20 protein-coding genes and 2 pseudogenes are annotated in these 13,586 nt (G+C 56.2%); 8 read left to right on the forward strand and 14 right to left on the reverse strand.

Annotated features, from left to right (window positions below; genetic code table 11):
* Nucleotides 1-139 precede the first annotated feature (139 nt).
* From ACNO8S_RS19925 to ACNO8S_RS19975, 11 genes are all read right to left on the reverse strand, one after another.
* Nucleotides 140-355 (reverse strand): hypothetical protein, encoded by a 216-nt coding sequence (locus ACNO8S_RS19925; RefSeq protein ID WP_420183064.1) that lies wholly within the window; start codon nucleotides 353-355, stop codon nucleotides 140-142.
* Nucleotides 348-551 carry a hypothetical protein gene (locus tag ACNO8S_RS19930; RefSeq protein ID WP_420183065.1) on the reverse strand — a complete coding sequence of 68 codons (204 nt, stop codon included), beginning with the start codon at nucleotides 549-551 and terminating at the stop codon, nucleotides 348-350. Before ACNO8S_RS19930 ends, ACNO8S_RS19925 begins: the two co-directional genes overlap by 8 nt.
* 233 nt (nucleotides 552-784) lie before the next feature.
* Complete coding sequence (locus ACNO8S_RS19935; RefSeq protein ID WP_170098914.1) at nucleotides 785-1,150, reverse strand: hypothetical protein; 366 nt, start codon at nucleotides 1,148-1,150, stop codon at nucleotides 785-787.
* Between the two features lie 58 nt (nucleotides 1,151-1,208).
* Entirely contained in the window at nucleotides 1,209-1,448 is a 240-nt protein-coding gene (locus ACNO8S_RS19940; RefSeq protein ID WP_420183066.1) for a hypothetical protein, read from the reverse strand.
* Nucleotides 1,445-1,651: a hypothetical protein gene (locus ACNO8S_RS19945; protein ID WP_420183067.1), complete on the reverse strand. Its 207-nt coding sequence runs from the start codon at nucleotides 1,649-1,651 to the stop codon at nucleotides 1,445-1,447. Before ACNO8S_RS19945 ends, ACNO8S_RS19940 begins: the two co-directional genes overlap by 4 nt.
* Nucleotides 1,642-1,956 carry a hypothetical protein gene (locus ACNO8S_RS19950; RefSeq protein ID WP_191449697.1) on the reverse strand — a complete coding sequence of 105 codons (315 nt, stop codon included), beginning with the start codon at nucleotides 1,954-1,956 and terminating at the stop codon, nucleotides 1,642-1,644. Before ACNO8S_RS19950 ends, ACNO8S_RS19945 begins: the two co-directional genes overlap by 10 nt.
* The gene (locus ACNO8S_RS19955; RefSeq protein WP_420183068.1) at nucleotides 1,953-2,243 is read right to left on the reverse strand and encodes a hypothetical protein; all 291 of its coding nucleotides are present in this window, start codon (nucleotides 2,241-2,243) and stop codon (nucleotides 1,953-1,955) included. Before ACNO8S_RS19955 ends, ACNO8S_RS19950 begins: the two co-directional genes overlap by 4 nt.
* A gap of 133 nt (nucleotides 2,244-2,376) precedes the next feature.
* Nucleotides 2,377-2,787, reverse strand: coding sequence for a hypothetical protein (locus tag ACNO8S_RS19960; protein ID WP_008313421.1), 411 nt, complete (start codon nucleotides 2,785-2,787; stop codon nucleotides 2,377-2,379).
* Between the two features lie 40 nt (nucleotides 2,788-2,827).
* A complete protein-coding gene (locus ACNO8S_RS19965; protein WP_239642335.1) occupies nucleotides 2,828-3,355 on the reverse strand; it encodes a hypothetical protein in 528 nt (175 codons plus the stop codon).
* Nucleotides 3,352-4,110, reverse strand: a complete 759-nt coding sequence (locus tag ACNO8S_RS19970) for a hypothetical protein (RefSeq protein ID WP_420183069.1) — start codon at nucleotides 4,108-4,110, stop codon at nucleotides 3,352-3,354. Before ACNO8S_RS19970 ends, ACNO8S_RS19965 begins: the two co-directional genes overlap by 4 nt.
* Before the next feature lie 35 nt (nucleotides 4,111-4,145).
* Complete coding sequence (locus tag ACNO8S_RS19975; RefSeq protein ID WP_420183070.1) at nucleotides 4,146-4,826, reverse strand: hypothetical protein; 681 nt, start codon at nucleotides 4,824-4,826, stop codon at nucleotides 4,146-4,148.
* 540 nt (nucleotides 4,827-5,366) lie between these two features.
* On the opposite strand from ACNO8S_RS19975, the gene ACNO8S_RS19980 reads away from it, so the two are divergent.
* A complete protein-coding gene (locus ACNO8S_RS19980) occupies nucleotides 5,367-6,161 on the forward strand; it encodes a response regulator (RefSeq protein WP_420183071.1) in 795 nt (264 codons plus the stop codon).
* A gap of 22 nt (nucleotides 6,162-6,183) precedes the next feature.
* Here the strand turns inward: ACNO8S_RS19980 and ACNO8S_RS19985 are convergent, their stop codons facing one another.
* Nucleotides 6,184-6,453 carry a HalOD1 output domain-containing protein gene (locus tag ACNO8S_RS19985; protein ID WP_165896937.1) on the reverse strand — a complete coding sequence of 90 codons (270 nt, stop codon included), beginning with the start codon at nucleotides 6,451-6,453 and terminating at the stop codon, nucleotides 6,184-6,186.
* Nucleotides 6,454-6,666: 213 nt separating this feature from the next.
* On the opposite strand from ACNO8S_RS19985, the gene ACNO8S_RS19990 reads away from it, so the two are divergent.
* Nucleotides 6,667-6,918 carry a HalOD1 output domain-containing protein gene (locus tag ACNO8S_RS19990; RefSeq protein WP_165896938.1) on the forward strand — a complete coding sequence of 84 codons (252 nt, stop codon included), beginning with the start codon at nucleotides 6,667-6,669 and terminating at the stop codon, nucleotides 6,916-6,918.
* A 61-nt stretch (nucleotides 6,919-6,979) separates the two neighbouring features.
* Here ACNO8S_RS19990 and ACNO8S_RS19995 read toward each other — a convergent pair.
* Nucleotides 6,980-7,093 (reverse strand): annotated as a pseudogene (locus ACNO8S_RS19995) (PAS domain-containing sensor histidine kinase); the annotation flags it as partial.
* Here ACNO8S_RS19995 and ACNO8S_RS20000 point away from each other — a divergent pair.
* The 5 genes and pseudogenes from ACNO8S_RS20000 to ACNO8S_RS20020 form a co-directional block, all read left to right on the forward strand.
* Nucleotides 7,083-7,355: pseudogene (locus ACNO8S_RS20000) on the forward strand (hypothetical protein); the annotation flags it as partial. The pseudogenes ACNO8S_RS19995 and ACNO8S_RS20000 overlap by 11 nt on opposite strands.
* Nucleotides 7,356-7,793: 438 nt before the next feature.
* Nucleotides 7,794-8,666, forward strand: coding sequence for a hypothetical protein (locus tag ACNO8S_RS20005; protein ID WP_420183072.1), 873 nt, complete (start codon nucleotides 7,794-7,796; stop codon nucleotides 8,664-8,666).
* 121 nt (nucleotides 8,667-8,787) lie between these two features.
* A complete protein-coding gene (locus ACNO8S_RS20010) occupies nucleotides 8,788-9,045 on the forward strand; it encodes a hypothetical protein (RefSeq protein ID WP_367176285.1) in 258 nt (85 codons plus the stop codon).
* Nucleotides 9,046-9,585: 540 nt separating this feature from the next.
* Entirely contained in the window at nucleotides 9,586-10,545 is a 960-nt protein-coding gene (locus tag ACNO8S_RS20015) for an ArdC-like ssDNA-binding domain-containing protein (protein ID WP_420183073.1), read from the forward strand.
* 74 nt (nucleotides 10,546-10,619) lie between these two features.
* Nucleotides 10,620-11,372, forward strand: a complete 753-nt coding sequence (locus ACNO8S_RS20020) for a hypothetical protein (protein ID WP_420183074.1) — start codon at nucleotides 10,620-10,622, stop codon at nucleotides 11,370-11,372.
* Here the strand turns inward: ACNO8S_RS20020 and ACNO8S_RS20025 are convergent.
* The gene (locus tag ACNO8S_RS20025; protein WP_420183075.1) at nucleotides 11,337-12,221 is read right to left on the reverse strand and encodes an HNH endonuclease; all 885 of its coding nucleotides are present in this window, start codon (nucleotides 12,219-12,221) and stop codon (nucleotides 11,337-11,339) included. The two genes, ACNO8S_RS20020 and ACNO8S_RS20025, sit on opposite strands and share 36 nt — an antisense overlap.
* 100 nt (nucleotides 12,222-12,321) lie before the next feature.
* Between ACNO8S_RS20025 and ACNO8S_RS20030 the strand changes: the two genes are divergently transcribed.
* On the forward strand, nucleotides 12,322-13,263 hold the full coding sequence (locus ACNO8S_RS20030; protein ID WP_420183076.1) for a DUF6610 family protein: 942 nt from the start codon (nucleotides 12,322-12,324) through the stop codon (nucleotides 13,261-13,263).
* Nucleotides 13,264-13,586: the final 323 nt, after the last annotated feature.

The following is a 13,586-nucleotide window of genomic DNA, read 5'->3' on the forward strand; positions in this document are numbered from 1 at the left end:
CCAACACCCTGTTATGTCATCTATTGTGACCTTTAGCCACAGATTGTATAAATACTTCGTTAGATAGTAGTGGCGGTGTATATACATTTTACTGAGCAGAAGCCAGCACCATGGCCGAAGAAACTGCCTTCTCACCCGGTCAGAGTTCGGTCGCCTGCATCTGCTCGTGGGCGTCGGGATTGACCACCGGGATGACGCCCTCAATCTCCTCCTTGCCATACTCCTCACGAATCAGGTCATGGATGTCGTTCGCGAGAGCAACGGCCTCGTCTCGCTTGTTGGAACTCGCCTCGTTCTCAGGAAAATCTGCTGGCCCGACGCCCTCAACAACGATGAACAGGTGGTCGTCACTCATTTTCGACCTCCTCAACAAGCAGCGTCGTTTCGGGCAGGTCGTCGCGAGAGGTCGACAGGAACTCGGAGGTTTCCAGCGTTTCCTCGACCAACTCGACCAGTTCCTCCGAGACATCGCCAAAGTGAACGATGGCGTCGGGATCGGGGTAGTTGTCGTACTGCTGTGCAGCCGTCTTGTCTGTCTTGTTCTTACTCATAATCGGTCGGCGGCACGCCCTCAGTGGGACGCCCCTCACCCCGCTGGGGCACAGAAAATACACGGCGGCTCGTTCCCTGCCATCCGATTCATCGCGATGAGCCTTACCTGCCTCCAGAAGCGGGACCGCCGGACCGGCCTGCCGGTCCAAGGTGGAGCGTGTCCCCCGAGCACTTGCGCTCGGGAACCGTGAGCATGAGAGTGAGTGAAAGAGTGGCTGGTACGGCTCCTCGATTATTCCGCGATTACGTTCCCGTCCTCGTCGATGGCATACCTGAGTGGGTACACGTTCCCGTCGATATGCGTGGCCTTCTTCGGCAGCGTCTCGTTCAGCCACGCTTCCCGGTCGGCGTCGGTCTGGATGTCCTCGTTCGGGGAGTGGACGCTGAACAGGTCCATGCTCACCCAGCGATTGACCGTCAGCTCACCGGATGGGGAATACACCTTCACGCGCTTGTTTTCAGCGTCAACACCGACGACGGCGAGTGCAGACGTGCCCTCGGTCGTTTTCAGTCCATCACCGATATCCACGGCGTCGGGGTCGATATCGAGGTCGTCGCACTGCTGTACAGCCGTCTCGTCTGTCTTGTTTTCACACATAGTCGGTTTGGCGGCACGTCCTCCGTGGGACGCCCCTCACTCCGCTGGGGCACAGAAATTACACGATTGCTTGCTCCTCAGTATCCGATTCATCGCGACGGATTTCCCGTGCCCGCTCTCGAAGGCGAGACTGGACTGGCGTCCGGTTCTGGTGCTTGTTCTCGTAGGCGAGATACTGCTTGACCGTCTCCATTGAGTGCATACAGTTGATGCCGGCGACGATTGGCTGGAGATGGTCGGCGTCCAGCAACCGCTCTGGAGGGAGTTCATCGAGAATTGGGTCAGGAGTGTCGCTCATGTGTCCCCTCCCCGAAAATCGTCAAGTGTCGTCCTGCGTTTGTACCGACAGCCCGGGTAGTGAGCCAGAAGCGTCTCGTCGACGGCCTCCCAGAAGCTGATTTTGTGTGGTGCAACTGACTGCCAGAACCGGGCGCGTGCCAGTGCTGCCGGAACACGGTGTCGTTCCTCGCGACGCCACTGCTCGCGCTCGATCATCGCCATGTCGAGGCTCCCTCCGGTCTGTCTGCCATATACGAGCTGGCAAGCTCCAGCCCAGCATCGAGTGATCGTCGCGTCCCGACCAGTTTGGTCGCCCGTTCGAGCGTCCAGCCAGCGTCACTGTGTTTCAGCAGGACTGTTGCCCCGGTGTCGGGAATGTGCCAGCCGATTGTGTCGTTGCCAGCGGCGAGAAATTCCCACTCACCGGCAGCGGCCTCCTGTGCCGCGCTCTGCGTGTCAATCAGCGCATCCGAGCGTGGGCCACCAGCGCCGAAATCGCCCAACGTGGCCGTGCCTGCTGCGTTCATGCAGCGACCTCCCGCCGGTCCCAACCGGCGAGTTCGGCTTCGATGCCGCTGATGATGGTTGTGACCTGTTCCTCTAGCGTGTCTGCCCGCTCACTGTCAACGTCCAAGAGCGAGCGAAGTTCGAGTACGTCCGGGAGGTCGATGCTGTCTGAGCGCCGGGCCACCGCACGGAGGACAACTGCCTGAACATCGGCGCTGCCGGACTGCCCTCGAACAGTCGCCGTGATGGACTCGACGAACTGCGAGGTGGTTCGCTGCGACAGGTCTTCCGAACGACGGCAGGACATATTTCGAGACATCCTCTCACCCGCCAGAGGGACACAAAATGGGGGTCGCTACCGCTGTGACTGGAGTTTTATGCTTACTGTGCTGGCTGAGATACCTGCTCAATAAAACTGCGCACCTGTTGTGCTTCTGCAATTAATCTTGTTCACGGTAATGCTCGGCGAACAATTCTACAAAGATACCGAGAGCCGGGATGAAATTAGCGATAGCACCGGCGAGTTCGCCCATCGGTATGAGTTGGTGCAAGGCCAAGGTGAATCCACCGAGCATCAACAAACTGCCTCCAGCGGAGGTGAGAGGGTCTGCTATCCCGTAGACATAAAACCGAGATACTCCCCAAAGAACGAACCATACCGAAATAGCCCACTCAATCATGGGGAAAATCGGCGGATACAGAGATACCGCTCCAAATCCAAGACCTACACCAACAAGCAGGGTCAAGAGACGACCAAACGGGTTCCCCCAAACCTTCTCAACAGAGTGGCTGACGGCCATGACTATCATGTCACGAGGGAGTAGAATAAGTTCTTCCTCCGTACTGCTCATTAGCGGACCAGACCTACCGGTTTCATGGAACTACCGCCGGCTACCCAATCCACCCGTCGATCTCAACCTGTGTACTGTCTGCCGGAGCATCGTCCGCTGTCCTCGCAGCTGAATCAAACGGGGGCTCGACGAGATGCGGCACTTCATCGTCGTATGTTCGGTCGGGACGTTTCACACAGTCGAACGTCACGATGGGGCTACACTCACTACAAGAGTGCGTTGCCCCGTCGAAGCCATTGATACTCACCGACCAGGAGATAACGCTCGCGAGCCGATACGTCTCCGCTGCTGGACGACGAGTACTGGCAGACTGGCAGCCAACAGCTCCACAGACATCGCAGGTAAGCAGATAGTCCCGATCTGCCTCGTGGAAGAGCGAAGCGGCCTGTTCGACGTTGTCGCGGTCCTGAAGCGCACACGCCCGGCAAATCGTGAACCGAAACACGCCGTCCGCTCGCTCAACCTCGTCGGGCCACCGGACATACGTGTACGCCTCGCCGGAGATCTCGGCTCTGTCCCCACAGAACCGACAGCACTCAGCCGTTGCCCCGGGCTGGACGTCGGTCACCGAGACCACCGTGCAAGTGTTGACTGCTCGCGAGCAGTGTCCACGGGACAGAGAAACCGCCATTTATACCGCTCACGAATCGGCTTGTCCTCTCGGTTGCTTGCCTGCCCTGGTTCTCGATAGCCCGTGCAGGTCCAGCCCTTGTCTTGCAGCGCTCGAACCATCGCCCCATCGTAGTCCGAGCGAACCCACGTCAACAAGAAGCGAGTGTCACGGTCATTACTCTGCAAGAAGTGCTCCTGTGAGCGGGCCAGCGCTGCCGACGCGAGGTTTGGCATCCGAACGCCCAGACAAATCCGCGCGGCCTCGACGAGCGAGTCCCCAGAAATCACTTCGCTGTCAACGACTGGTGTGTCCGTCGACGGAAGCACCCGCCGGGCGGTCGCTCGAATCTCTGCTGGAAGACTGTCGATCTCGACGGGCTCGGGACAGAGCTGGCCGTCGACGCCGTACCGGATTCGCTTCTTTGAGATGAGCGGGTAGCGGTACGTGATGGCCCCAACTAGCGAGTCCTGAAAGTACAGCCCGTGGTGGGTGAGGTTGACCGACGGCAGCGACTCCATGTATGAGTGATGCGCCTCGTAGACAGCGGCTGCGGTCTCTATGTCGATTGGTTCGACGGCGACGTGATCGGCAAATCGAATCCCGAGAGGTGCCGTGAACGGGTCACCGTCGACGTGGATCGGACAGGAACACTCCCCTGTGTCTGCTGGCGGGCGATGCTGAAACGACTTCGACGCTGAGTGTGTGGACATCCTCGCACCCGCCAGAGGAACAGAAAACCGCCGTCTCAGTCGAGGCCGGGGAGTCGTTCAGCAATGATGATGCCGCCCCTCGGCCCCTCCAAGTACAGTGCTGTGTGTCCACGAAAGTAGATAGTGTAGCGGTCTGGAACGTACTGGTGGCCAGGTGAAAGCGTCGCGATAGCCTTCGACAAGAGCCGCGCCGAGAACAGTGAGTCGCCGTTGTGGTTCGACAGGCGGCCGGATTGCAGTGGCTCCCAGCTATCGAACTCGTGGTCCGCTGGTGGCGTCAGTGTCGTCCGGGCTGTCGCGATCAGGTAGTCAGCCCCGTCGACAACTTTGGCGGCGGTGTTCGTTACATCTGGAATGAATTCCACATTACCCCCGAAGTCGGTCATCGGCTCGTTGTCCCAGCGCAATGCTTCTGGATGGCCGGCGACCGGCACCGGCGGGCCTCGGAAGCCCTCGCTTCGGATATGGGATTTTGCTTTGCTCTCGCAACCGAATGTCTCCCCGCAGGTGCACTCGAACGATTCGTCGTTGCGATAGTAGCCGTCGGTATCCTGTGAGCGGACGAGTTCACCGTCATCGTCCATGTAGATGGTGTCGACATACCCCCACGAGTACGACACCTCGATCTCATGCTCTTGACTGGGCTTGCTGAAGTCGAAGCCGTCTTGCTGGTCTGGCTGTCCGTCCTGCGTCTGAGTCGGATCAGTTGCAGTCATCCTCTCACCCGACAGAGGAACAGAAAATCGCCCGATACAGCGTATTAACCAACAGAAGCGATGAGTGTTGGTTAATATGAGGTGTTAGCGCGACGACCACCGTTTCGCTCTGAGCGTGGTCTGTCCACGGAACGACAGCCGCTCGGACATTGGAACGCTCACCGCTTCGCCGTTGCAAGCGACGTAATCATTCAGAGTTCTTTCACAGCCTAGTGGACACATCTGAAACATGACATGGAAGAGTCTGGCGTGACCGGTACAGAGGAGTGAATCAGTACCAGATCCCCGTTGTGTACCCTAATTAAATCCAAAATCAGCCGATAGAATATGAATACATATTGATTACTAAAACTTATGATGATTCAGTATGATATTCAGAAGGCTGTGCAAAATACTGGGCCTGAATACAACATGGAACCTTCCTCCCTGTGAGGACAATGCTCTACTTACCATACCACTCAATAATACCGTACTCGAATTTAACCATGGAAAGGAAATGACAATGAGAGGAGTTAACTTGTAACGCGTTAAATGGATAACATGGCGGCTGACAATCAAAAAATTGACTTGAATATTAAGGGAATTATTCCGCCACCCATCGATAGCTATCGGCTCCTCCACGTTGATGATGACTCTGCATTCGCTAATCTCACGTCCACCTGTCTTGAGCGCGAACAGGACCTGTTCGACGTGATCACCGCTACCAGTGCTTCCGACGGGATGGACTGCTTAGACGCGGAAGACATCGACTGCATCATTAGCGATTACGACATGCCTGAAATGGATGGATTGGAGTTCTTAGCGGAAGTCCGAACTCACTACCCAGATACTCCGTTCATCCTATTCACCGGTAAGGGGAGCGAAGAGATTGCGAGTGAGGCCATTGCCGCGGGCGTCACTGACTATCTCCAGAAAGGCAGTGGTACCAAACAGTATGCCCTCCTCGCAAATCGTATCCTGAACGCAATCGACAGGTGTCGTGCCAATCAGCAGGTGGCTCGTGGATTTAAAGCAATGGAAACTGCCCGCGAAGGCATCAGTCTCCTTGATGAAGACGGATATTTCCTCTACGTCAACGACGCGTTTGCCGAAACGGTCGGGTACACACGGGCGGAACTCCTCAACGAGCACTGGGGACTTCTCTACTCAGAGGATGAGATTGACACTCTCTACAATGAAATCCTGCCGACCGTACCCGTCGAAGGGTGCTGGTCAGGAGTTACGAGTTACGTTCGTCAGGACGATAAGCAAATTCAAGTCAACCATACCCTCAGCCATACGGAGGACGGCACGATGATCTGTCTGATTCAGGAGACGACCGCTGAGGATACGTAGGCAGGTCTCTTGGCCGGCTGACTTAGCGGTGTGATTCGATTTTGATGACCGGGTTTCCGTTCTTGTCAGCAATGATAGTGGCCGTCGTCGAATCAGCCTCAAACTGGAGGGTCATCTTGAGATTGTGCTCTTGGAAGAGCCCATCGAGTGCGTCGGTGTTGATATCATCACTGATGAGCCACTTTTGTTCAAGTACATTTTCATCGTGAGCCTCTGCGACTGCCGTTACGACTGCAGTGCTTAGCTCTGTACTATCTTCTGGCTCGTAGTAGAATTCTCGCACATCTCCCATCAGTGCAATTAAGACTTCAAGAAATAAATATATTAACCATTATATGGCATGGATATAACCGTAGTGGCTGGTTTGAGATAGTTAAACCAAAAGAACATAGCACAATTTCACTCAGATAATCAACTTCCTAGTTAGTGTGAAAATACCAACACATTAGGTAATTTGAAATGTTAGGGATATATAATGATTCGACAGGTACAGTCCTCTGAATCGGTGAGTGAAGCGGTTGTGAAGGCTGTAAGTGCAACTGAAAACTGTTCTCCAAATTCGCTTCCACCATTGTATAACGCGGTCAATCCAAAAGCTTTGGACAGAATGTTCACGGTTACTAACAACGACGTACCCGATCGAGGTGGGCATATTACATTCCAGTATAGTGAGTCTGTTGTTACTATTAACAAGAATGGATACCTCGAAGTTCAGGAGTCACTGAAATTGCAGGACTGCGAGGAGCTTTACGGATAGCCCCTCTACCGTGTCCAGAAATACCGTATTATGAACATTACAGGAGCAATGTATTCGGGTGTCAGTCCAGAAACTCGACCCCAGTGATTTCGAAGCGTGCGCCACCGGTGTTGCTGTCGGTGACAATGATATCCCAGCCGTGTGCCCCAGCGATGGTTCGGACAACATCCGACCCATCCATCATCCAGGCGGGGATAGGCCATGGAGTCCAGCCCCCCAGCGGTGGCGACCCAATCTCGGTTGAGTGGGACGGGCCGGAGCATCCGGTTGGATATCTCGACGAGGGAGACGTGATCGCCGGCTACGAGTTTACGTGGGAACAACCCGAAGAGTCGCTGGAAGACGTTGCAGTCGTTCGCGAGTACCGGATCACACGGAACTACTCGCGATGGACGGTCGACTACAATACTCATCGCCTCGCGTCGGTCATCCCCTGACCGGCCGTTGTGAATACGGCGAACATATTCATGACGGCAGCAGTCCGTAGAAGTCGGACAAGCAGGATTCGGTATAAGACATTAGCTTCGCAAGGCTGATATTGAATCCATATCCGGCATACGTATGACGGATGAAGCCACGCTCCGTATATACCTCCGTTCAATCCGCACAGCACTCGTCGCTATGGCGGTATCAATCCTCACAGCCGGACTCATCATCGCTGACGAAGATGGATTAGGATTTCCTCTATTTATTATCACACTACTCATCTGCGCCTATGCGTTTGTGTCCCCGTTCCTTCGCGGTCGATAAGCACGCTTCCAGAGCAGTTGTTTCACCCCCTCTGATGGATACAGAATCGTATTCACACCAAACGTGCCATCGACGCCGCCAACGGCTCATTTTGTGTACCCTCCGGCAAGTGGAGGGAAATCGAAATGTCACAGTCTACAGCGACCAGTAGCACCGAAGCAGCAACCACTGACGCCGAAACGAGCGTGCCAGAGACGCCGGCGGACGGTGAAGCGGAACTCGACACTGCGGACCTTCTGTCGCTCGATGCCCCGCAGCATCTCCGGATCAGCGGCGAGGTCCAGCTGTTTGAGCGGATTTTCGCGGCGGCTGGCACGGTCACAGACAAGACACGGATAGGAATTACAGAGTCGGGAATCGCCATCCGGGCGGCTGACCTGCAGGGACACGCGATGGTCGACTTGCGTGTTTCTGGGAGTTCGTTCACCTCTTTCGATGCAGGGAGGGGAACGTTGGGGGTGGACGTCGGACGAGTTCGCGATGCACTCTCGATCGGCGACGCAGGCGACCTTGCACAGTTCGCACTTGATGCAGCGAATAGCACACTGGAAATCAACATCGACGGAATAACGCGCACTATTGATCTTGAGGCGGTTGAATCGCTCCGCTACCCTGTCGAGATGCCGGATATCAACATCCCGGCGACTGTCCACCTGAGTCCAGATGACATCTCGCTCGGTCTCGACGCAGCCGATATGCTTGCCGACCGGTTTGCCCTCTCTGTTGACGCCGATGCCGGAGAAGTGCGGTTTGCCGCAGACGGCGACACTGACAGCATGACCTACCGGTGGGACGACACCGATCTCATCGCCTTCGAGCCTGCGGATGTCGCAGTGAAACTTGACTCGTCGCTGGTCAAATCGGCAAATGCTGGCCTGCCAGACGGCACGAATCGGGTTCTACATATCGGAAACGGGGTGCCGCTCGTGCTGAAATCGGAGTTCCCCGATGCCGATGGAGCGATGCAGTTCGTGATAGCACCGAAGCTCCCGAACTGACTCAGTTTCGAGCGTTTTGCGGAAACGGTGGTGTGTCTTAACCAACAGCGACCGCCATACTTCTCGACTGTTGGTTAGCGCTAATTTTGTGTCTCCCCGGCTGGGTGAGGGATTTTCCTCTATGGACCAGACCGTTCCAGACTACGAACGCTTTGAGCGTGAACAGATCGCACAGGACCGTGACCGGCAGCGTCCCGATACCGTCGAGATCGACGAGCCACGAGGGCGTGAGGTCGTTACCAGTCTACTCAATGAGGGTGTGGTCGAACCCGTCCCAGAACAAAACGTCTTGCAGCACGTTCCGTCCGGGCAGTGTTTTGATTCCGACATGGCGCTGGTGTACTTCCACAAGGGCTGGGAGGCCAGAGGCGAGGAGTAGCGGATTCGCGTTTGTTAGACTCTTAAGCCAACAGAACGAGCTACAAGACTATCTATTTGCGTTAACTACTTTCGGAAAGAATCAATTGTCACAAACACACATATAGCACACGTAAAGGACTTGTCTGCAGAGATATATATCAGATAGCAATGAGTGAAACCACTAGCAATCAATTCTTTCGGAGCCGATTCGGGCTAGGAGCTGAGTGCGTAGTTATTGGGATCCTAGCGTTTCTTTGCGTCACGGTCGTCCTCTTAGTAGACGAGAGCTCATTGCAGTTCAGCCTTCTTGCAGGTACTGCATTGGGAATCTTCACTACTGTTTTACGCTATTTAGTCCAGCGTTGAAGGAGTTAGCCACCCACTCACTCGGATTGGGGTGGTCTACTCAGCTGCTGTGAGCGCCACCTGAACTGAACAACTCGAAGCATCGTAGACTGGGGAGACACGATATCAATGTGTCTTAAATTAAACAGCGAATTTTCTGTCCCCCAGTGGAGGTGCGGGGGCGTGCCCGAGAGTGCGTCCCGAAGATAGACCGATGTCAACGATACAGTCAGACACGCCAGAGCAGTCCAGCCAGCAGACCACTTGCACCTTCGACGATTCGGACTCCCGGGACGAGGAGATGCGCGACCAACTCGATGCGTGGGTCGAGGATCTTGCCGACCTCACCGACGAAGCGCAGGCCAGCGAGCAGTTCCAGCAGTGGCTCGATGTGCAGTCGAAGTTCCACGATTACTCGGCTCGGAATACGCTACTTATCAAGCTCCAGTGTCCCGAGGCAACGCGAGTCGCCGGCTACAATACGTGGCAAGACGAGTTCGACCGGTACGTCCAGCAAGGCGAGGACGCGATCTGGATCTGGGCTCCGATCATCACGAAGAAGTGCCCCGAATGCGGGAACTCGCAGTCGTATCACGAAAACTCAGATTGCGAGTACGACGAGACAGAGCCCGAACAGTGGCGGCGAGGGCTAGTCGGGTTCCGGCCAACGTCGGTGTTCGATATCTCCCAGACTGAGGGCGAGCCGCTTCCCGAACTAGAGACAGAAGCTCACGGCGACCCGGATGGACTTGTCGAGGACCTCTTGGACGCGACCAACGAGATCGGCGTCGACGCGAGAATCGTCGCTTCAGAGGAGTGGGAGCATGGGTCTGCACGGGGCGTTTGCGAGCGTCGGAACGTCATGACGACAAATCCGATGGTGGAGGCAGTTGACCGGGAGAATCAGGCCGCCCTCGCGAGTACACTGATTCACGAGTTCGCCCATGCGGATCTTCACTTCAATGTCGAGGATGAGGCGGAGCGGTCGAAACGCGAAGTCGAAGCCGAGGCAGTCGCCTACGTGGTCAGTCGTCACTTCGGACTGGACCCCGACAACTCGGCGTTCTACTTAGCGGCGTGGGACGGCGACGCACCAGAGACGTTGCGGAACCGGTTGGACCGTATCTCGTCGACTGCGGCGGATCTGATCGACGCCGTCGAAGGTGCCAGCTGAGAAGGAGCGGTGTCCTTCCAGACGTGCTTGAGAGGAGTGTTTTGTGACTCCCCTGATGGGCGAGGGAGTCGAATATGCGTTCCACAGCAGCGTCAGGTAGCCGTCCTGTCGGACAGCTTCTGAGTGCCTTAGCTGACTTGCGTGACCAGATTGGAGGGCCGTACTACCTCGGAGATGTCAACGGGCGGTTGGACTGGCCCGACCGAGGAGTGTACTTCTTTTTCTCGCCAGCAAGCGACCTTCGGGCAACGACAGCGGTTGACTGGCGACTCTCACGGATCGGCACCGTCGGCGTCAGTACCGGTTCGTCGAACACGCTCTGGAACCGACTCAGGCAACATCGTGGGAACGTTCGCGGGAAGTACGCCGGCGGTGGCAACCATCGTGGTTCGATTTTTCGCTTGCACGTCGGACGGGCGCTAATCGAGAAGCACGGCTGGCACGACGAGTATCCTCACTGGGGCGAACCGAATCCCGACGCCGAGACGACTGCTGTTCGCGAGCAGGAACACGAACTTGAACAGCGTGTGTCAGAGTACATCCGGGATCTGCCGTTTCTCTGGGTTAACGTTCCGGGCAACCCCGGACCAGAGTGCGACAGAGCCGAGATTGAGTCACATACCATCGCGATGGTGTCGAGGTATCGTCGATCTGCAGGACCGTCAGACCTCGATTGGCTTGGATACCACTCGCCGAAATCTGAGGTGTATCAGTCTGGACTGTGGAACGTGCGACACGTTTCTGACTCGTTCGACCCTTCGGTCGTGGACCAGTTATCAGAGTATATCCCGTCAACGGAAGCGCTGGACCATCAATCGCGGATCTGATGGCAGGTTCCGCAGCGAGAACTCAGTACGCTCGGCTACGAGTCCGTAGGCAACCCCAGCCAGTGGCGCAACCACGGGAACCCACGCAAACGGAGACATGAGCAGTTCCGTCGAGATAGACTCCCAGACGGCAGCGTACATCAAAACAACGCAGACGGATGCAATGGCTGTCGACAGCCGCCACCGGACTCCCGCTACGAGCCCGGCCAGTGGGAGGCCATAGAACGCTACATTACCCGCAATTGAGGACAGGAAGTAGGAGATACCAAACGCACAGAGATATGTCAGGAACATCGCTGTGCCTCCTATGGACGCGACGAATAGCCGTCGCCATCCAGCACGCTGGTCGGTGTCGTCCTGGTCGGACTGCTCGTCGCTTTCCTCGGCCGTCGTGGTGACTGCAAGAGGACTCTTTGACTGTGTCTGGATGTGGCTAGACTCCGAACGAGAGGCATTGCGAGACTGCCCGTTGGCCTCCGTTTCGCCCTCGACTTCCTCGGTGATCGGGACCTCGCTCTGCAATGCAAGCACTCTGTGGGAGTCCGTTTCGGGACTGCTTGCTGGCTCTTGGTTCGCTGACTCTGGTAGGTTCAGGCGTCCCGTTTGCTTGATATCGATTTCGCAGAACGAGCACACTGTCAGGAGGTTCGTGGTCTTGTTTGTCCCGCCGTTCTCGGCGGGGATTCGTCGCACAACTTCCAAATCCTCCGCAGGGAACCGCGTCCCGCAGTTGGTGCAAGTGTTGTTGTCCAACTGCTTCCGGAAGACGATCCGGTACGCCCAGTCTGGTGGGTACTCGCCCCGGTAGCTGTCAGGGTCGTCGTACTGCGATTCGATGCCTTCCTTCATTCTGATCGACACTTCCGCTCGTCTCCGTATTTAAGCCGCGGGGTCGTTTTGTGCCGCGCCTGCCAGCTGAGCGCGCCGGTCGGTGCGCTCGGTGTTGTTCATGTCTTCTGAGGCTCGACACTCTTGGTCAGCGGCGGCTGTCGGCGATGCACAGCAGGCTGAGTACATCGGGTTCCTTCATCGCGAGCCCTTCGTAATCGATGCTTACCGGCTTGGATTTGCCGTCGGCGTTCGCGAGGACTACACCTACCAGTCCTCGCTTCGGAACGTCGACGTCCCGATTGAGATTCTAGACAACGACTTTCGGAATCCAGACTTGGACCGGTACATTGAGCGCTTCGAGCAGTACGAGCCCTCGGTCGGGATGCTCGGCGACGCATACGACCGGCAAGAAGCGCGCCGGTACAACCAAGCCGCACGGGAGCTGAAACGGAAGTTTCCGGGGACGGAGGTCATTATCGTCCCGAAGTGCCGCGACGCAATCGACGTGATCGACGAAGATATTGTCTTGGGATACCCGATGGGCTACTCCGACCAGACTGCTGACGAATACACGGATATTGTAGATTGGCGAGGGCGGCGAGTGCATCTGCTGGGGGCAAGTCCGACGAAGCAGTATCCGGTGATCGAGGAGCTAACACAGCCGCGTGTGACTGGGGAGGAGCCAGCCGATATCGTTGGCGTCGACTGGAACGGGATTCATCTGGCGGCGCTTCACGGCGAGTACTTCTCACCACACGGCTACGGCAATGCAGACCACCTCTCGATACGGGAGACGGTTCGAGAGAGCTTGCGGCGCATCCGGTCATACTGGAAATCGCGGGGGGTGTGGCCGACCGTGGAGAAAGGACGGAGCCCGCTAACAGCGGAACCGATGGACCCTGTTTGGGCTGCTGACGGTTCGAGAGCGACTGTGAGTGGCCTTGAGGATGCGATTGTCGTCGAGTACGAGAACGGACAGACGCTCGCGTACCGGAGTCGACACGAACGAGATAGAGTGGAATACCGGGCAGGACTCACTCCTAGTGAAGTTCACGGCTAGGAGAGCTACTGCCAGTGAGGATTTTACCCAACCCAGTGAAACAGTTCTGTCCGGGCTATGTCATATCCACTGTTGATGAATACAGGGCGCATATCTCGTACAGAATTATTCCCCTGATTCAATCAGATTGGGTCGGCCAATACAGATGCTATATTCGTAACCCACTTCATCAAAATTCAGATTATAGTTAAAATCATAACATGTGCTGTATGAGAGGTTTTAAACTCTCATATGGCATTTATCGCTGTAGATACGGCGAGTCATCATTGTCTAAATCATCAATGTTGTCCTACGTATAGGGGCGGCTGATGGACAACTCACTG

Source organism: Haloarcula sp. KBTZ06 (assembly GCF_048595605.1).
Classification (GTDB): Archaea; Halobacteriota; Halobacteria; order Halobacteriales; family Haloarculaceae; genus Haloarcula; species Haloarcula hispanica.